Below are 16,415 nucleotides of genomic sequence, written 5' to 3'. Positions count from 1 at the left end.
GTGGGACGCCAAAAGCGCCCACTCTGTAATAAATCCGACGGCACCCCGCAGGGTGCTAGCGATGGATCTGGCGTTTACTTGACGTCCTTCCAGAACGCAGCGTTCAAGCGCCAAGCAATGATCGTGAACACGCCCAGGAACATCAGCACCCAGACGCCCACGCGCCAACGGGTGTTCTGCGCGGGCTCGCCCATCCACTGCAGATAGTTCACCAGATCACCAATATTCTGATCGAATTGCAAAGGCGTCATCGTGCCAGGCGTGATCTGCTCCCAGCCCTTGAACACATGGGTCTTGTGGCCGTGGCTCTCGTGTTCTTCAAACACGGGACGACGTTCGCCCTGCAACTGCCACAGAACATGGGGCATACCGACGCTGGGGAAAGCCAGGTTGTTCCAGCCGGTGGCCTTGGTGTCGTCACGATAGAAGGTGCGCAGGAAGGTGTACAGATAGTCAGCCCCCGTGCCGCCGTGGCCTGCACGCGAACGTGCGATCACGGTGAGGTCAGGCGGGTTGGCACCAAACCATTCCTTGGCCTGCTTGGGATCGATCGACGCCTTCATGGTTTCACCCACCTTGTCGGTGGTGAACAGCAGGTTGTCCTTGATCTGCTGCTCGGTCAGGCCGATGTCGCGCAGGCGATTGAACCGCATGTAAGCTGCCGAGTGGCAGCTCAGGCAGTAGTTCACGAACACCTTGGCACCATTTTGCAGCGAGGCCAGGTCGTTGGTCTTGTTGGGCGCCTTGTCCCAGGCAATGGTGTCGCCACCCGCCGCATGGGCAGCACCGGCGACCAGACCCACAGCGGCGATCAACGTGAGGATGATTTTCTTCATTGTTGTTATCTCCAGGCTCAGTGCGCCACAAAGGTCACGCGGTCAGGCACGGGCTTGGTTTCACCGATGCGGCTCCACCAGGGCATCAGCAGGAAGAAGCCGAAGTAGAACAGCGTTCCGACTTGCGACACCCGCTCGCCGATCGGCGATGGTGGCTGCACACCCAGGTAGCCCAGGATCAGGAAGATGATCACGAACACGCCGTACAAATACTTGTGCCAGTCAGGACGGTAGCGGATCGACTTGACAGGGCTGTGATCCAGCCAGGGCAGGAAGAACAGGATGATCACAGCGCCACCCATCACCACCACGCCCCAGAACTTGGCATCGATGGACAGCATCATGGCGATGACCACCACGGCCGCACCGGCGATACCCGCCTTCACGAAGCTGGGCAGCTTGGCCTTGAGCACGCCAAAACCGGCGCCAGCGACCACGCACAGCACGAGCACGTACATCATCTCGGTGGTGATGGCACGCAGCATCGAATAGAACGGCGTGAAGTACCAGACCGGAGCAATGTGTGCAGGGGTTTTGAGCGGATCCGCAGGGATGAAGTTGTTGTATTCGAGGAAGTAACCACCGAACTCAGGAGCAAAGAACACCACGGCCGTGAATGCCATCAGGAACATGCTCAGCGCGAAGATGTCATGCACCGTGTAGTAGGGGTGGAAGGGCACGCCATCGAGCGGCTTGCCGTTGGCATCCTTGGGAGCCTTGGGGCCCTTGATTTCCACACCATCTGGGTTGTTGGAGCCCACGTCGTGCAGCGCCAGCAAGTGCGCCACCACAAGGCCCAGCAGCACCAGGGGCACGGCAATCACGTGGAAGCTGAAGAAGCGATTCAGCGTCGCATCGCCCACCACATAGTCGCCACGGATCAGCAGAGCCAGATCAGGACCAATGAAGGGGATGGCAGCGAACAGGTTCACGATCACCTGGGCGCCCCAGTAGGACATCTGTCCCCAGGGCAGCAGGTAACCCATGAAGGCTTCGGCCATCAGGCACAGGAAGATCGCGCAACCGAAGATCCAGACCAGCTCGCGCGGCTTGCGGTAGCTGCCGTAGATGAGGCCACGGAACATGTGCAGGTACACCACCACAAAGAACGCCGAAGCGCCCGTGGAGTGCATGTAGCGGATCAGCCAGCCCCAGGGCACATCGCGCATGATGTACTCGACCGACGCGAACGCGAGGTTGGCGTCCGGCTTGTAGTGCATGACCAGGAAGATGCCGGTCACGATCTGGATCACCAGCACGACAAGCGCCAGCGAGCCGAAGATGTACCAGAAGTTGAAGTTCTTCGGAGCGTAGTACTCCGACATGTGCACCTTGTAAGCGTCAAAGGCCGTCGGGAACCGGTTCTCGAACCAGTTGGTGACCTTGGCGCCTGCGGAGGCGTTCGGCGAGATTTCTTTGAATTCGTGGGCCATGTCGTTCTCCGTCAAGCCTTCTTGTCTTCACCGATCAGCAGGCGCGTATCGGACAGGTACATGTGCGGAGGCACCTCGAGGTTGTCGGGGGCTGGCTTGTTCTTGAAAACGCGGCCCGCCATGTCGAACGTGGAGCCGTGGCAGGGGCACAGGAAGCCGCCCTTCCAGTCGTCGGGCAGTGAAGGTTGTGCACCGGTCTGGAACTTGTCCGACGGCGAGCAACCCAAGTGCGAGCAAATGCCCACACCCACAAAAATTTCCGGCTTGATCGAGCGCGCCTCGTTGCGGGCGTACTCAGGCGTGAGTTCAGAGGGCTTGCGCTCCGACTTGGGATCGGCGAGCTGGCCGTCGAGCTTGGGCAGCTCTGCCAGTTGCTCCGGCGTGCGCTTGATGATCCAGACGGGCTTGCCGCGCCACTCCACAGTGACCTTTTCTCCAGGTTTGAGGGCGGAGATATCCACCTCGACAGCAGCACCAGCGGCTTTGGCACGCTCTGAGGGCTGGAAAGTACTCACGAAAGGAACGGCGGTTGCCACGCCGCCCACCGCACCAGCACATGCTGACGTGATGATCCACGTCCGCTTGCTGGAGTCGATTGGAGTGTCACTCATGGGGATCCTCGATGAACATCGCTAGATTGGGGTCAACCGCGAATTGTAGCGGAGTGAAAATGGTTATTTCCAAGTGGTTTGCTGGCTTGACAGGGGTGCGAACCGGGCAATACTCCCCCATCACCGTTTTACAAGGAGCAACAACATGGGGATGATGCAAGAGTTCAGGGAGTTCGCGGTCAAGGGCAATGTGATTGACCTCGCGGTGGGCGTCATCATTGGCGGCGCCTTCGGCAAGATCGTGGATTCGGTGGTAGCGGACCTGATCATGCCGGTCGTGGGACTCATCTTCGGCAAGCTCGATTTCTCCAACCTGTTCATCGTGCTGGGCAACGTGCCTCCAGGCACGGGCACCACACTCGACGCGCTCAAAAAAGCCGGTGTACCAGTGTTTGCCTATGGCAACTTCCTGACCGTGGCGGTCAACTTTGTGATCCTGGCTTTCATCATCTTCATGATGATCAAGCAGATCAACCGCCTCAAGCGCGAAGCCCCTGCCGCCCCCGCCGCGCCGGTGGCCCCTCCCGAAGACATTGTGTTGCTGCGCGAAATTCGCGACAGCCTGAAGAAGTAAACCCTTGGGCCAGCGGCCTTAGTGGCCGCACAAAACGCCACCGCTGCGCTGCCTCCACCAGCCACCGGTGGCGTTGGCTTTTGGGGGTCGCGCCGCCCGCACGCCCGCGTCCGGGCTGGCGCAATTTTTCAGTGGTTCGTTTGATATCGATCAGCGCTGGGCCCCAAGGCTTCAGCGGCTGACGTCATCCACACAGCGCCCGCGCCATGCGCACCGCCTCGATCAGACTGGAGGCATCTGCAACGCCCTGCCCTGCAATATCAAACGCCGTGCCATGGTCGGGGCTGGTTCGCACCAGGGGCAGGCCCAGGGTCACGTTCACGCCCTTTTCCACCCCCAGGTATTTCACAGGGATCAGGCCCTGGTCGTGGTACATGGCGATAACCACGTCGAACTCGCCCGCGCGCTGCGGGGTGCTGCGCGCGCGCATGAACACCGTGTCAGGCGCAAACGGGCCGTGCACATCGAGCCCCTGCGCGCGCGCGGCCGCGATGGCGGGGGCGATCACCTCCAGCTCCTCGCGGCCGAACAATCCGCCCTCGCCCGCATGGGGGTTCAACCCTGCCACACCCACGCGGGGCACACGGCCCAGGCTGCGCTGCAAGGCGGTGTGGGTGATTTGCAGCGTCTGCATCACGTTGTCCTGCGTCACCGCCGCAATCGCGTCGCGCAGCGACACATGGATGCTGACGAGCACGGTGCGCAGCTCGTCATTGGCCAGCATCATGCGCACGGGCATCCGCGCCAGCGGCACCCCCTGGTGCGCAGCAGCCTCTGCCTGCAAGAGCTCCGTATGCCCCGGGAAGTCCACCCCTGCAGCCGACAAGGCCTCCTTGTGCAAAGGGGCTGTCACCAGCGCTGCCACCTCCCCACGCAATGCGGCACGCGCCGCCCAGACCACGCTGTTCGCCGCGGCACGGCCGGCGGCGGCGCTGATCTCGCCCCAAGGCTGGGGCCCCGGGATCCCGGGCAGTTGGAGCACGGGGATGCAGCGGGGCGGAGCATCCGCTGCTTCGCCCGGTGACCCGATCTGCGCCACAGGCACACCGGGCACACCGGGGCGCGTGATGGCGTCCGCAGCGCGTCGCACAGTGGCCAGGTCACCGACGACAAAGCAGTGGCGCAGCGCATCGGGCGCATCACGAAAGGCCTTGGCCACGATCTCGGGGCCGATGCCGGCGGGATCTCCCTGGGTGATGGCGATGGGTTGCATGGGTTTGGAGCCAAAAGTGCTTGTAGCGCTAGTTGTTCATGCGCTATCAGCTATGAATAAATGAGCAAAATGGACCGGACATCCGCACGATGTGATTGCTTGCCGTGCGGTGTCTTGCCATGGGCTAGGCGGGGTTGTCGATCTCGATGAACTGGTGGCTCAGCCCGCACTGGGCTGCCACATGCGCCGCCACGGCGGGGGCGCCATAGCGCTCCGTGGCATGATGCCCGGCGGCAATAAAGCCCACCCCCGTCTCGCGCGCCAGGTGCGCCTGGGGCTCGGAGATTTCGCCGGTGATGAAAACATCCGCCCCTGCAGCGATGGCCGACTCGAAATACCCTTGCGCGCCGCCCGTGCACCAAGCCACGCGGCGCACAGGGCGCGGCGCAGCGGCACTACCGCCCCACTCGCCCGGAGACGCCAGGGTCACAGGGCGTCCGAGCGCCTGGGCTACATGGTCGGCCACGGCTTGGACATTGTCGAACGCCGCTGGCGCTGCAAAGCCCAGGTCCTGCTCGCCAAACCGCGCATCGGCGGCAAAACCCAGCACCCGGCCCAGCTGTGCGTTGTTGCCCAGTTCGGCATGGGCATCGAGCGGCAGGTGGTACGCAAACAGGTTGATGTCGTGCGCCAGCAGCAGCTGCAGCCGCTGCTTCATCCAGCCCGTGATGCGGCCATCCTGCCCGCGCCAGAACAGGCCGTGGTGCACAAAAATAGCATCGGCCTGCGCGGCAATGGCGGCTTCGATCAGTGCACGGCTGGCAGTGACGCCACTGACCACTCGCCGGATCTCGGCCTTGCCCTCGACCTGCAGGCCGTTGGGGCCGTAGTCCTTGAAGCGCTCGGGTTGCAGCAGGCTGTCAAACGCCTGCAAAAGTTGACTGCGGTGAATGCTCATGCCGCTATTGTGGCGCGCCGTTCGCGCCCCCACATTCGGAGACAATCCTGTGTGAGAGGGAGCGCCCAGGCCGCCACGGCGAACCTGCAGCGTCCACCTCCGTCGCCCACACCCTGTACTACCACCGGCAAGCACCTTTCATGAAGCGACTCTGGCTGTTGTTTTCCCAGTCCGTGACGGTCCTCGTTGCGGCCTACTTTGTTGTCGCCACGCTCCAGCCTGACTGGCTGGGCCGGGGCACCACGCGCTCCGGGGCGGGTATTGCACTGCTGGAGGCCCCTGCCACGCCGCCTTCGCAGCCCGCGGCGGGCAGCTTCAGCGGTGCGGCGCGCAAGGCGGCACCGGCCGTGGTCAGCATCAACACCAGCAAGGAAGTGCGCCACCCGCGCAGCAACGACCCCTGGTTCCAGTTTTTCTTTGGTGACCAAGGCAGCCAGGCGCAGGCCGGCCTGGGCAGCGGCGTGATCGTGAGCCCCGAGGGCTACATCCTCACCAACAACCATGTGGTGGAAGGTGCTGACGAGATCGAGGTGACCCTCACCGACAGCCGCCGCGCCCGTGCGCGCGTGATCGGCACCGACCCCGACACCGACCTGGCCATCCTCAAGATCGAACTGGACAAGCTGCCCGTGATCGTGCTGGGCAACTCCGACGCCCTGGATGTGGGCGACCAGGTGCTGGCCATCGGCAACCCCTTCGGCGTGGGGCAGACCGTGACCAGCGGCATCGTGAGCGCGCTGGGCCGCAGCCAGCTGGGCATCAACACGTTTGAAAACTTCATCCAGACCGACGCGGCCATCAACCCCGGCAATTCGGGCGGTGCGCTGGTCGATGTGAACGGCAACCTCATGGGCATCAACACCGCGATCTACTCGCGCTCGGGCGGCAGCATGGGCATCGGGTTTGCCATTCCGGTGTCCACAGCCCGCATGGTGCTCGATGGCATCGTGAAGGACGGCCAGGTCACACGCGGCTGGATTGGCGTGGAGCCCAACGAGCTGTCGCCCGAACTGGCAGAAACCTTTGGCGTCAAAAAGGCCACCGAGGGCGTGATCATCACCGGCGTGCTGCAGGACGGCCCCGCCGCCCAGGCTGGCATGCGCCCGGGGGATGTGATCGTGAGCGTGGACGGCAAGAGCGTGGGCAATGTGTCGCAGCTGCTGACGGCCGTGGCGGCACTCAAGCCGGGCCAGGCTGCGGCGTTTGATGTGCAACGGGCCGATAAGCGCGTGGAGCTGAGCATCAACCCAGGCGTGCGCCCCCGGCCACAGCGCAATGTGAGGCGCTGAGCACCTTCAGCGAGCCCGGCCCTGCCCGGTCATCGCCGGGCGGGTACAAGCCGTCACCATTGCCGATCGAGGGCGAAGCAGGCGAAGGTCGTCGGCTTTGGAGCCCCTCTGCAGGGCCAAGCCGGGGTGAAGAACAGGCCAACCGGAAGGGGCCAGATGCGGGTGAGGAGTGTCCCTTCCGCTGAAGGGCTGCAGCCCTCACAGCACTATAAAAAACATAGCTGCCAGCGCATATCTCACTAGCGCTTGCAGCTATTTTTATTGTTTTTTCTCTCTCGTCGCCCAGGCAGAGTCTCACGGACGCGATCTGCGCATCACCCCCCAGGCAACCCCGCCAGCCTGCGGGGCTGGCAGGTCAGGATGCGGAAGCGGATTCCCCGGGCTCTTCGGGCGCCTGGGTGTGCTTGATGAAGATCTGAGCGGCCCAGATGCCCACCTCGTACAGCAGGCACATGGGCACGGCCAGCGACAGCTGCGACACCACATCGGGAGGTGTCACGACGGCGGCCACCACAAAGGCCAGCACGATGAAGTAGCCGCGAAACTCGCGCAGCTTTTGCACGCTCACGATGCCCATGCGGGCCAGCACCACCACGGCAATCGGCACTTCAAACGCCATGCCGAACGCCAGGAACATGGACAGCACAAAACTCAGGTAGGCCTCGATGTCGGGGGCGGCCGTGATGCTCTTGGGGGCAAAGCTCTGAATGAACGCGAACACCTGGCCAAACACCAGGTAGTAGCAAAACGCCACCCCGATGAAGAACAACAGCGTGCTGGACACCACCAGCGGCAGCACCAGCTTTTTCTCGTGCGAATACAGGCCGGGCGCCACAAAAGCCCAGATCTGCCACAGCACAAAAGGCAGCGCGAGCAGGAACGCCGACATCAGCAAGATCTTGAGCGGCACCATGAACGGCGAAATCACCGAAGTGGCGATCAGCGTGGCCCCCTTGGGCAGGTGAGCTACCAGAGGGGCGGCCAGAAAGTCATACAACGCGCCGGGACCCGGGAAGAAGAACAGGATCGCTGCCGCAATGGCGATGGCGATCATGGCCTTGACCAGCCGGTCGCGCAGCTCCATGAGGTGCTGTACGAACGGCTGCTCAGTGCCGGCCAGTTCGTCTTCTTTGGTGGGGGTTTCGGACATGGTGGGTTTTCGTGGGCGTCAGGGCCGCCCATGCAGCGCACGGGGCGCCGCAGGCTGCGTCAGTGGAATTTTTGGGGGCGGTAACGTGCTACGCGGGCTGCGCCAGACTGTGCCTTGGTGCGCACACCACTGCGGGCCTTGTACCACTGGGGCACCGCACCACGCTTGAGGCGCCAGTTCTTGCCGGGGTGCTTGTAGGCAGGCACCACGGCCGCCTGCTCCCGCAGGTCGGCGTTGTTGCTGGAATCGATGGCATCGGTCCAGTCTTTCTCGAACTCGCTGGCGCTGGTCTGGATGGTGTTGTGCACGTCGCGCGCGGCGTTCTCCACCGTGTCCTTCATCTTCTTGAGCTCATCGAGCTCCATGGACCGGTTGACCTCCGCTTTCACATCGGACACGTAACGCTGCGCCTTGCCGAGCAAGGTGCCAACGGTACGGGCCACACGGGGCAGCTTCTCGGGGCCGATGACGATCAACGCCACGGCGCCAATCAGCGCCATTTTGGACAGGCCAATATCAATCATGGATCAGGCGCCAGCGCAATGCAGGCCAAGGCAGCGGGTCAGCAGCACCAGCTCAGCTCTTTTGCTTGGCTTCGACATCGATGGTGGTCTTGTCGGCGGCCTGGCTGTTGGCCACCTGGCCAGCGGGGGGCGTGGCAGCAGCAGGTGCGTCAGACGAGCCATCCTTCATGCCGTCCTTGAAGCCCTTGACGGCGCCGCCCAGGTCAGAGCCCATGTTCTTGAGCTTCTTGGTACCGAACACCATCACAACGATCAACAGCACGATCAGCCAGTGCCAGATGGAAAAAGAGCCCATGAAATATCTCCTAACGAATTGCAATCATTTTAGACGGGGGGCGTGACAGGAGTTCAGTGCCGGGGCAAGCCGACACCTCTCAACATGGCACGATCGTCAGCCTGGTTCAGCCTTTGAGCCACGGACGGGCGCCGCCCATGACATGGATATGCAGGTGGTGAATTTCCTGCCCACCTTCAAGCCCCGTGTTTACCACGACGCGAAAGCCACCATCCGGGTACGGGTTGCAGCCCTGCTCCAGTGCCAGCTTTGGCGCCAGCGCCATCATGCGCCCCAACACCCCGGCATGCTCCGGGGTGACCTGTGCCATGGAAGGGATATGCAGCTTGGGCACCATCAAGAAATGCACTGGCGCCCACGGGTGGATGTCGTGGAAGGCGAAAATTTCTTCGTCCTCATAAACCTTCTTGGAAGGGATCTGGCCCGCGATGATTTTGCAGAAAAGGCAGTTGGGATCGTGCATGGGAGGGATCGGAGCAAAAGGAATCAGGGGTACAGGCGCGGATCAACCCTGAGGGCGCCTCGCGCGTGAGCGAGGGATGTCATGCATAACCCTCGCGAGTCGGTGGGAGTGCGGATAGGGATGGGCCACAAGGCGTCTTTTTGCAGCCAATAGCTGTGCTATTGGCCAAAAAAACAACGCAGCGGACCGCCCGAGACCGCGCTATCACAGACCGCAGGGAGTTATGCAGGACATCCCTAGGCATTGTCAGCGATCTTGATGCTGGGGCGCACGCCCACGTCCTTGCGGTGCGCGTGCAGCCACTCCTGCCCCGCTGTGCGGCCCAGCGCAAACAGCTTGCGCACAAAGGCCAGGTCCGCACGCAGCTTGCTGTCGGCCCCGAAGGGCGCCAGCACCGAGCCACCATCGATGCGGTGCATGCGCACGCTTTTGTAGCGGCGGGCGTCGAGCTTGCCCTCGGCGAGCAGGCGGCGAACGAACTCGATGGCGCGCAGCTCGGCCAACAGGCTGGCGTTGAAGGTGACTTCGTTCATGCGCTCCATGATCTCGGAGGCGCTGCTGGGCACGTCCAGATGCTCCACGGGGTTGATCTGCACCAGCAGGATGTCCGAGGTATCGGTCTGGTAGATCAGCGGGTGCAGCGCGGGGTTGCCGGAATAGCCGCCGTCCCAGTACGCCTCACCCTCGATCTCGACCGCCTTGAACAGCATGGGCAGGCAGGCCGACGCCATCACCGCATCCGCGCTGAGCCGGGGCCCAAAAAAAATCTCGCCCCGGCCGGTGCGCACGTTGGTGGCACACACAAACACCTTGGGGCCGACGACGCCGGTGCGGGCGGAGCACAGCAGGCTGAAATCCACCTCACGCTCCAGCAGCTTGCGCAGGGGGTTGATCCCCAGCGGATTGGTCTGGTAGGGCGAGAACCACTGCGACATCATGCCCACCAGCGGATTGGCGGCAGACAACGGCGTTCCCCAGGTCAGGCTGCCCAGCGCGCCCACCCCTTCCCACAGGCGGGTGAGCGATTCGCGGGCCAGGGTGCAGCCTGCGAGGTGGGCGTCTTCGGGGTCCTTGTGCTGCTGCGCTGCCTGCGCAAACCCATGCGCCAGGGCCACTGCGTTCATGGCGCCTGCACTGGTGCCACTGACACCGTCGAACTGCCACTGGCCGTCCTCCAGCAGCGCATCCAGCACGCCCCAGGTGAGCGCGCCGTGCGAGCCGCCGCCCTGCAGCGCCAGGTTCAGACGCGGGCGGGGACGGGCTGCTTCATGCATCCACGGCCTGGCTCTTGTTCATGGCGACCATGCCGCGCACGATGCGGTACAGGAACCAGATGGAGATCAGGCCCCAGGCGATCCAGCCGGGCAGGAAGAACAGCAGCCACAGCGGCGCCGTGACGATGTAGAGCACGCCAGCCCAGATCACGGTGCGGATGCGCCATGAGAAATGGTTGGCCTGCCAAGTGCCTTCGGCATCGCCTTTTTTCACCAGGTCGATCACCAGCGCCACGATCAGCAGCGCAGCGCCGGGCTGCGCGCCGGGGATGACCGCCCCCAGCGCCACGATCAGGTGCAGCACATAGCTGACCCAGCCGATGGCCTTGAGGTCCTCGGCCTTCTGGTCGTTGGTCTGCACATCGATGATGTCGCTCACGGTGCGCCTTCTTCGGCAGCGCGTTCCGCCACCTTGCGCAGGGCCTTTTCCTCGATGCCGCTGGTGCCTTCGCGGCGCTCCAGCTCGGCCACCACATCGGCAGGCGTGAGCCCGTAATGGGCCAGCGCCACCATGGTGTGAAACCACAGGTCGGCCACTTCATAGACGATCTTGGACTTGTCGGCGCCATGGTCCACATCCTTCGCGGCCATGACCACCTCGGTGGCTTCTTCACCGATCTTCTTCAGGAAGGAATCCGGCCCCTTGTGCAGCAGGCGCGACACGTAGCTGGTGGCCGGGTCGCCGCCGTTGGCTGGCTTGCGGCTTTCGATGACGGCGGCCAGGCGCGCCAGGGAATCGTGGGAACTCATGCTCTTGTCGTCCATTGCCATTACTTGTAGATGGATTCGGGGTCTTTCAAGACCGGATCGACCGCGTGCCAGGCACCGTCCTTGAGCACGCTGAAAAAGCAGCTGTGGCGGCCCGTGTGGCAGGCGATGCCGGGCTCGTGGCCCTGCTGGGTGACCTTGAGCAGCACCACGTCGTTGTCGCAGTCCAGGCGGATCTCGTGCACCGTCTGCACGTGGCCGGACTCTTCGCCCTTGAACCACAGCTTTTTGCGCGAGCGGCTGAAGTACACGGCACGGCCCAGTTCAGCGGTTTTCGCCAGGGCTTCGCGGTTCATCCACGCAAACATCAGCACGTCGCCCGTGCCCTGCTCTTGCGCAATCACGGGCACCAGGCCCTGCGCATCCCATTTCACTTCGTTGAGCCAGTTCATGGGGCCATTGTCGGTGATCCGTGTGGCGCGCCAGTGCCAACCAGAGCGCGCACCTGCACTTTTCAAGTGATTTTGACTACAAGCGCAGGTATTACATGCGCTTGAAGCTATCAAATCAGGAGCGAATGTTGATCACATCCGCACGGGGATGCCACGCTCTGCCATGCGCTGCTTGGCCTGGCCCACGGTGTATTCGCCGTAGTGGAAGATGCTGGCGGCCAGCACCGCGTCGGCGCCGCCGGTCTGGATGCCGTCGGCCAGGTGGTCAAGGTTGCCCACACCGCCCGAGGCGATCACGGGCACGCTGACAGCGTCACTCACCGCACGGGTCAGCTCCAGGTCAAAACCCGCCTTGGTGCCGTCGCGGTCCATGCTGGTCAGCAGGATCTCGCCCGCACCGCGCTGCGCCATCTCGGTGGCCCAGGCAATGGCGTCCAGGCCGGTGTTCTTGCGCCCACCGTGGCTGTACACGTCCCAGCCAGCACCCACGGGCTGGCCGTTGGCACCCAGGCGCAAGGCGTCTTCGGCAGAGCGGCGCTTGGCGTCGATGGCCACCACGATGCACTGAGCACCGTACTTGGCAGACACGGCGTTGATGACGTCAGGGTTGGCAATGGCGGCCGAGTTGAAGCTGGTCTTGTCCGCGCCGGCATTGAGCAGGCGGCGCACATCGTCCACAGTGCGCACGCCACCACCCACGGTGAGCGGAATGAACACCTGGCTGGCCACGGCCTCGATGATGTGCAGGATGAGGTCACGGCCATCGCTGGTGGCGGTGATATCGAGGAAGGTGAGCTCGTCAGCGCCCTGCGCGTTGTAGCGCGCGGCAATTTCGACCGGGTCGCCTGCGTCGCGCAGCTCGACGAAATTGACGCCCTTGACCACACGGCCTCCGGTGACGTCCAGGCAAGGGATGATGCGTTTGGCGAGCATGCGGTCCTTAGCCGTTCAGTTCGTCGGCACGTGCTTGTGCCGCCGCAAAGTCCAGGTCGCCGCTGTAGATGGCGCGGCCGCAGATCACGCCCTCCACGCCCTCGTCTTCGACGGCGCACAGCTGCTCGATGTCGGTCATGTTGGACAGGCCGCCCGAGGCGATCACAGGGATGCTCAAAGCCTGGGCCAGCTTCACCGTGGCGTCGATGTTGATGCCCGACAGCATGCCGTCGCGGCCGATGTCGGTGTAGATGATGGATTCGACGCCCCAGTCCTCGAACTTCTTGGCCAGGTCCACGACCTCGTGGCCGGTGAGCTTGCTCCAGCCGTCGGTAGCCACCTTGCCGTCCTTGGCGTCGAGCCCCACGATGATGTGGCCACCGAACGCGCTGCAGGCGTCTTTGAGGAAGCCGGGGTTCTTCACGGCCGCCGTGCCGATGATCACGTAGCGCAGGCCGCCGTCGATGTATTTCTCGATGGTGTCCAGGTCGCGGATGCCGCCGCCCAGCTGCACGGGGATGTCGTCACCCACCTCTTTCAGGATGGACTTGATGGCGCTGTAGTTCTTGGGCACGCCCGCAAACGCACCGTTCAGGTCCACCAGGTGCAGGCGGCGTGCGCCGGCATCCACCCATTTGCGCGCCATGGCGGCGGGGTCTTCACCAAAGGTGGTGGATTGGTCCATATCGCCTTGCTTGAGGCGTACGCAGTGGCCGTCTTTGAGGTCGATGGCGGGGATGAGCAGCATGGTGGTGAAGTTCGGGTGAAAAAGGGCGAGACGCAGCTCGGCCCGAACGGGTGGGGGTTAAGGGATCAGGGATTCCAGTGCAGAAAATTGCGGTACAGGGCCAGGCCGTGCTCCGCGCTCTTCTCCGGGTGAAACTGGGTGGCAAAAATATTATCGCGTGCAACCGCGGCAGCAAACAAACCGCCGTAGTCGGCCTGCCCGGCGCAATGGGCAGGATTTTGCGGCACAGCGTAGAAACTGTGCACGAAGTAAAAGTAACTGTTGTCGGGCACACCAGCCCACACCGGGTGCACGCCGCCGCCGTGGTGGGCGTGGGGCATCTGCCGCACCTGGTTCCAGCCCATCTGGGGCACCTTGAAACGGCTGCCATCGGGCTGGGTGCGGCCTGCCAGGTCAAACTTGAGCACATCGCCAGGGATCAGGCCCAGGCCGGGCGTGTTGCCTTCGGCGCTGTGGTCCAGCAGCATCTGCATGCCCACGCACACGCCAAACATCGGCTTGGTGGCAGCGGCTTCGAGCACCGATTCCTGCAGGCCCGACTCGCGCAGCTCGCGCATGCAATCGGGCATGGCGCCCTGCCCTGGCAGCACGATGCGCTGGGCGGCGCGCACGTCTTCGGGGCGCTGGGTGACGACCACGGTCCAGCCCGTGCCCTCGGCGGCGGCCTGCACGGCCTGCGACACCGAGCGCAGATTGCCCATGCCGTAGTCCACGACCGCCACTGTTTTTGCTTCCATATTCATAGCTGCTAGCGCATACAAATCAAGCGCTTGCGCCTGATTTGACTGAAAAATTCACAGAGAACCCTTGGTGGAGGGGATGACACCGGCCGAGCGCGGATCACGCTCCAGCGCCGCACGCAGCGTGCGCCCGAACGCCTTGAAGATGGTCTCGCACTGGTGGTGTGCATTGACGCCCTTGAGGTTGTCGATATGCAGCGTCACGCCCGCGTGGTTCACAAAGCCCTGGAAGAACTCGAACACCAGTTGCGTGTCGAGCTGGCCGATGCTCCCGGCCGTGAACTTCACGTCCATGTGCAGCCCGGGGCGGCCCGAAAAATCGACCACCACGCGCGACAGCGCTTCGTCCAGCGGCACGTAGGCGTGGCCGTAGCGGCGGATGCCTTTCTTGTCGCCCACGGCGCGTGCAAAGGCCTGGCCCAGGGTGATGCCCACATCTTCCACCGTGTGGTGGCCATCGATGTGCAGGTCGCCTTCGCAGTCGATGTCGAGGTCGATCAGCCCGTGGCGGGCGATCTGGTCGAGCATGTGGTCGAAGAAGCCGATGCCGGTGTGCAGCTTGGCCTGGCCGGTGCCGTCGAGGTTGATGCGCACACTGATGCGCGTCTCGGCGGTGTTGCGGCTGACCTCGGCAATGCGGTCGGCCATCGGGTCGGCCGATGGGGCGGAAGGTACGAGTGCGGAGGAAGTCATAGGGAGGCTTGGAGTGCGGCCAGCATCTGCGCGTTGTCTTCGGCATTGCCTACCGTCAGGCGCAGGCAGTTGGCCAGCAATGGGTGCATTGTAGAAACGTTCTTGACGAGCACCTTGCGGTTTTTCATGCCCTCGTAGGCCTTGGCGGAATCCGCCACACGGATCAGCACCATGTTGGCCTCGCTGTCCCAGCACTTTTCGACCCCCGGCATCTGGCGCAGCGCGGCGATGAGCGTGGTGCGTTCGGCACGGATTTCCGCCGCCTGGGCGGCGAAAACCTCGGCGTGTTCCAGCGCAAACAGGGCGGCTTCGCAGTTGAGCACGCTCACGTTGTAGGGCGGGCGCACCTTGTCGATCTCGCTCACGAACGCCGAGGGTCCGATGAGGTAGCCCAGGCGTACGCCCGCGAGGCCAAACTTGCTGAGCGTGCGCATGAGCAGCACGTGCGCATTGCGCGCAGGCTCGGCCCGCATGCGGTCGATCCAGGTGCGGCTGGCAAAGGGCTGGTAGGCCTCATCCATGACCACGATGCCGCCCTGCGCGCCCGCAGCGTCGATGATGCGCTGCACCGCGCCCTCGTCCCACAGCGTAGCCGTGGGGTTGTTGGGGTAGGCGATGTAGGTGATGGCCGGGCGGTGCTGTTCGATGGCGGCCAGCATGGCAGGCTCGTCCAGCTCGAAGTCGGGCGTGAGCGGCACGCCGACAAAGTCCAGGCCCTGCAGCTGCGCCGACAGCGGGTACATCACAAAGCCCGGCATGGGCGCCAGCATGGTGGCGCGCTGGCCCGTGCCCGGCTGGGCGCAAGCCAGGGCCAGCAGGGTGATGAGTTCGTCCGACCCGTTGCCCAGCACGATGCCGTAGCCCTCGGGCATGCCCGCGTACTGTGCCAGGGCCGCCTTCAGGTCGGCAATGCGGTCGCCGGGGTAGCGGTTGAGTGCCACCGAACCCAGGCGCTGGCCCAGCGCGGCCTGCAAATGTGCGGGCAAGCGGAAGGGGTTCTCCATCGCGTCCATCTTGAGCATGCCGGTGGACGGCTGCACGACATAGGAATGCATCGCGCGCACGTCAGGGCGGATGCGGGCCAGGGCCTGGAGGGGGGACGACGCGGGAGTAGTCATTCGGTGGTGTCCAGTTCGTTGGGGGTGACAAGGAAAGGGTTGATGGGGCGCACGGCGTCCATCGGCTGATCGTGCGGCAGTGCCTCGGTCAGCAGGTAGCGGCAGCCTTGCTGGTGGGCGGACGAGAGGATGAGCGCATCCCAGTAGCCCAGGCGGTAGCGGTCCTGCAGGTCCCAGGCGCCGTCCACGGTGTAGGAGTCCAGGTGCGGCGGCAGCCACACGCGCAGGCGGCGCACCTGGGCGCGCACCTGCTGCAGCACGTGGGGACCGTCAAAACGCTGGATGGCCTGGTTGTACAGCTCGTTGAGCACCTGCGAGCTGATGCGGCCGCTGCGCGTCTGCCAGCAAAAGCTGATCCATTCGCGCGCCCGCGCCTGGCGCTCGGCATCGCGGTCGTCCACGCTGGCGAGCAGGATTTCGGTATCGACAAAGATGGGGACGGTGGCCATGCGTTCTGCCCCGT

Annotated in this window: 21 protein-coding genes; 2 read left to right on the top strand and 19 right to left on the bottom strand. The window is 63.9% G+C overall.

The window, feature by feature from the left end:
* Positions 1-74: 74 nt before the first annotated feature.
* The 3 genes from N4G42_RS05070 to petA are packed head-to-tail and all read right to left on the bottom strand — an operon-like array spanning position 75 to position 2,880.
* Positions 75-836, bottom strand: a complete 762-nt coding sequence (locus N4G42_RS05070; RefSeq protein WP_099731102.1) for a cytochrome c1 — start codon at positions 834-836, stop codon at positions 75-77.
* 17 nt (positions 837-853) lie between these two features.
* Complete coding sequence (locus N4G42_RS05065) at positions 854-2,269, bottom strand: cytochrome b (protein WP_015012702.1); 1,416 nt, start codon at positions 2,267-2,269, stop codon at positions 854-856.
* Between the two features lie 11 nt (positions 2,270-2,280).
* Positions 2,281-2,880 (bottom strand): ubiquinol-cytochrome c reductase iron-sulfur subunit, encoded by a 600-nt coding sequence (gene petA / locus N4G42_RS05060; RefSeq protein ID WP_056060279.1) that lies wholly within the window; start codon positions 2,878-2,880, stop codon positions 2,281-2,283.
* A 145-nt stretch (positions 2,881-3,025) separates the two neighbouring features.
* Here petA and mscL point away from each other — a divergent pair, with 145 nt between their 5' ends.
* Positions 3,026-3,454: a large conductance mechanosensitive channel protein MscL gene (mscL, locus tag N4G42_RS05055; RefSeq protein ID WP_056060276.1), complete on the top strand. Its 429-nt coding sequence runs from the start codon at positions 3,026-3,028 to the stop codon at positions 3,452-3,454.
* Positions 3,455-3,638: 184 nt separating this feature from the next.
* Here the strand turns inward: mscL and pdxA are convergent, their stop codons facing one another.
* Both pdxA and N4G42_RS05045 read right to left on the bottom strand, forming a co-directional pair.
* A complete protein-coding gene (gene pdxA / locus N4G42_RS05050; RefSeq protein WP_260666399.1) occupies positions 3,639-4,667 on the bottom strand; it encodes a 4-hydroxythreonine-4-phosphate dehydrogenase PdxA in 1,029 nt (342 codons plus the stop codon).
* Positions 4,668-4,791: 124 nt separating this feature from the next.
* Positions 4,792-5,565, bottom strand: coding sequence for a Nif3-like dinuclear metal center hexameric protein (locus tag N4G42_RS05045; RefSeq protein WP_099731104.1), 774 nt, complete (start codon positions 5,563-5,565; stop codon positions 4,792-4,794).
* Between the two features lie 140 nt (positions 5,566-5,705).
* Between N4G42_RS05045 and N4G42_RS05040 the strand changes: the two genes are divergently transcribed.
* Positions 5,706-6,854 (top strand): trypsin-like peptidase domain-containing protein, encoded by a 1,149-nt coding sequence (locus N4G42_RS05040; RefSeq protein WP_056060267.1) that lies wholly within the window; start codon positions 5,706-5,708, stop codon positions 6,852-6,854.
* A 355-nt stretch (positions 6,855-7,209) separates the two neighbouring features.
* On the opposite strand, the gene tatC is transcribed toward N4G42_RS05040, so the two are convergent.
* The 14 genes from tatC to N4G42_RS04970 form a co-directional block, all read right to left on the bottom strand.
* Positions 7,210-8,004 carry a twin-arginine translocase subunit TatC gene (gene tatC, locus N4G42_RS05035; protein WP_056060263.1) on the bottom strand — a complete coding sequence of 265 codons (795 nt, stop codon included), beginning with the start codon at positions 8,002-8,004 and terminating at the stop codon, positions 7,210-7,212.
* A gap of 59 nt (positions 8,005-8,063) precedes the next feature.
* Complete coding sequence (gene tatB, locus N4G42_RS05030) at positions 8,064-8,528, bottom strand: Sec-independent protein translocase protein TatB (RefSeq protein ID WP_056060260.1); 465 nt, start codon at positions 8,526-8,528, stop codon at positions 8,064-8,066.
* Between the two features lie 52 nt (positions 8,529-8,580).
* A complete protein-coding gene (gene tatA, locus N4G42_RS05025) occupies positions 8,581-8,823 on the bottom strand; it encodes a Sec-independent protein translocase subunit TatA (protein ID WP_056060256.1) in 243 nt (80 codons plus the stop codon).
* 106 nt (positions 8,824-8,929) lie between these two features.
* Positions 8,930-9,286 carry a histidine triad nucleotide-binding protein gene (locus tag N4G42_RS05020; protein WP_108497079.1) on the bottom strand — a complete coding sequence of 119 codons (357 nt, stop codon included), beginning with the start codon at positions 9,284-9,286 and terminating at the stop codon, positions 8,930-8,932.
* Between the two features lie 236 nt (positions 9,287-9,522).
* The gene (locus N4G42_RS05015) at positions 9,523-10,560 is read right to left on the bottom strand and encodes a patatin-like phospholipase family protein (protein ID WP_116749031.1); all 1,038 of its coding nucleotides are present in this window, start codon (positions 10,558-10,560) and stop codon (positions 9,523-9,525) included.
* Entirely contained in the window at positions 10,553-10,939 is a 387-nt protein-coding gene (locus N4G42_RS05010) for a DUF4870 family protein (protein ID WP_056060250.1), read from the bottom strand. Before N4G42_RS05010 ends, N4G42_RS05015 begins: the two co-directional genes overlap by 8 nt.
* Positions 10,936-11,310, bottom strand: a complete 375-nt coding sequence (locus N4G42_RS05005) for a phosphoribosyl-ATP diphosphatase (RefSeq protein WP_260666394.1) — start codon at positions 11,308-11,310, stop codon at positions 10,936-10,938. The genes N4G42_RS05010 and N4G42_RS05005 overlap by 4 nt, the downstream gene beginning before the upstream one ends.
* Positions 11,311-11,330: 20 nt before the next feature.
* Complete coding sequence (gene hisI, locus N4G42_RS05000) at positions 11,331-11,720, bottom strand: phosphoribosyl-AMP cyclohydrolase (RefSeq protein ID WP_008905178.1); 390 nt, start codon at positions 11,718-11,720, stop codon at positions 11,331-11,333.
* A 132-nt stretch (positions 11,721-11,852) separates the two neighbouring features.
* The gene (hisF, locus tag N4G42_RS04995) at positions 11,853-12,653 is read right to left on the bottom strand and encodes an imidazole glycerol phosphate synthase subunit HisF (RefSeq protein ID WP_260666393.1); all 801 of its coding nucleotides are present in this window, start codon (positions 12,651-12,653) and stop codon (positions 11,853-11,855) included.
* 7 nt (positions 12,654-12,660) lie between these two features.
* Positions 12,661-13,401: a 1-(5-phosphoribosyl)-5-[(5-phosphoribosylamino)methylideneamino]imidazole-4-carboxamide isomerase gene (gene hisA, locus N4G42_RS04990; RefSeq protein WP_260666392.1), complete on the bottom strand. Its 741-nt coding sequence runs from the start codon at positions 13,399-13,401 to the stop codon at positions 12,661-12,663.
* A gap of 65 nt (positions 13,402-13,466) precedes the next feature.
* Positions 13,467-14,144 (bottom strand): imidazole glycerol phosphate synthase subunit HisH, encoded by a 678-nt coding sequence (gene hisH, locus N4G42_RS04985; protein WP_108497078.1) that lies wholly within the window; start codon positions 14,142-14,144, stop codon positions 13,467-13,469.
* 51 nt (positions 14,145-14,195) lie between these two features.
* Entirely contained in the window at positions 14,196-14,834 is a 639-nt protein-coding gene (hisB, locus tag N4G42_RS04980; RefSeq protein WP_015012685.1) for an imidazoleglycerol-phosphate dehydratase HisB, read from the bottom strand.
* Positions 14,831-15,952 carry a histidinol-phosphate transaminase gene (gene hisC / locus N4G42_RS04975; RefSeq protein ID WP_260666391.1) on the bottom strand — a complete coding sequence of 374 codons (1,122 nt, stop codon included), beginning with the start codon at positions 15,950-15,952 and terminating at the stop codon, positions 14,831-14,833. Before hisC ends, hisB begins: the two co-directional genes overlap by 4 nt.
* Positions 15,949-16,401: a PIN domain-containing protein gene (locus N4G42_RS04970; RefSeq protein WP_056060234.1), complete on the bottom strand. Its 453-nt coding sequence runs from the start codon at positions 16,399-16,401 to the stop codon at positions 15,949-15,951. Before N4G42_RS04970 ends, hisC begins: the two co-directional genes overlap by 4 nt.
* Positions 16,402-16,415: the final 14 nt, after the last annotated feature.

Source organism: Acidovorax sp. K2F (genome assembly GCF_025246485.1).
In the GTDB taxonomy this organism is placed as follows: domain Bacteria; phylum Pseudomonadota; class Gammaproteobacteria; order Burkholderiales; family Burkholderiaceae_C; genus Acidovorax; species Acidovorax delafieldii.
This window is presented reverse-complemented; position numbering and strand designations above follow the sequence as displayed.

Coding starts and splice junctions, on each gene's coding strand:
- N4G42_RS05070 (WP_099731102.1), bottom strand. CDS start 836: ATGAAGAAAATCATCCTCACGTTGATCGCCGCTGTGGGTCTGGTCGCC.
- N4G42_RS05065 (WP_015012702.1), bottom strand. CDS start 2,269: ATGGCCCACGAATTCAAAGAAATCTCGCCGAACGCCTCCGCAGGCGCC.
- petA (WP_056060279.1), bottom strand. CDS start 2,880: ATGAGTGACACTCCAATCGACTCCAGCAAGCGGACGTGGATCATCACG.
- mscL (WP_056060276.1), top strand. CDS start 3,026: ATGGGGATGATGCAAGAGTTCAGGGAGTTCGCGGTCAAGGGCAATGTG.
- pdxA (WP_260666399.1), bottom strand. CDS start 4,667: ATGCAACCCATCGCCATCACCCAGGGAGATCCCGCCGGCATCGGCCCC.
- N4G42_RS05045 (WP_099731104.1), bottom strand. CDS start 5,565: ATGAGCATTCACCGCAGTCAACTTTTGCAGGCGTTTGACAGCCTGCTG.
- N4G42_RS05040 (WP_056060267.1), top strand. CDS start 5,706: ATGAAGCGACTCTGGCTGTTGTTTTCCCAGTCCGTGACGGTCCTCGTT.
- tatC (WP_056060263.1), bottom strand. CDS start 8,004: ATGTCCGAAACCCCCACCAAAGAAGACGAACTGGCCGGCACTGAGCAG.
- tatB (WP_056060260.1), bottom strand. CDS start 8,528: ATGATTGATATTGGCCTGTCCAAAATGGCGCTGATTGGCGCCGTGGCG.
- tatA (WP_056060256.1), bottom strand. CDS start 8,823: ATGGGCTCTTTTTCCATCTGGCACTGGCTGATCGTGCTGTTGATCGTT.
- N4G42_RS05020 (WP_108497079.1), bottom strand. CDS start 9,286: ATGCACGATCCCAACTGCCTTTTCTGCAAAATCATCGCGGGCCAGATC.
- N4G42_RS05015 (WP_116749031.1), bottom strand. CDS start 10,560: ATGCATGAAGCAGCCCGTCCCCGCCCGCGTCTGAACCTGGCGCTGCAG.
- N4G42_RS05005 (WP_260666394.1), bottom strand. CDS start 11,310: ATGAGTTCCCACGATTCCCTGGCGCGCCTGGCCGCCGTCATCGAAAGC.
- hisI (WP_008905178.1), bottom strand. CDS start 11,720: ATGAACTGGCTCAACGAAGTGAAATGGGATGCGCAGGGCCTGGTGCCC.
- hisF (WP_260666393.1), bottom strand. CDS start 12,653: ATGCTCGCCAAACGCATCATCCCTTGCCTGGACGTCACCGGAGGCCGT.
- hisA (WP_260666392.1), bottom strand. CDS start 13,401: ATGCTGCTCATCCCCGCCATCGACCTCAAAGACGGCCACTGCGTACGC.
- hisH (WP_108497078.1), bottom strand. CDS start 14,144: ATGAATATGGAAGCAAAAACAGTGGCGGTCGTGGACTACGGCATGGGC.
- hisB (WP_015012685.1), bottom strand. CDS start 14,834: ATGACTTCCTCCGCACTCGTACCTTCCGCCCCATCGGCCGACCCGATG.
- hisC (WP_260666391.1), bottom strand. CDS start 15,952: ATGACTACTCCCGCGTCGTCCCCCCTCCAGGCCCTGGCCCGCATCCGC.
- N4G42_RS04970 (WP_056060234.1), bottom strand. CDS start 16,401: ATGGCCACCGTCCCCATCTTTGTCGATACCGAAATCCTGCTCGCCAGC.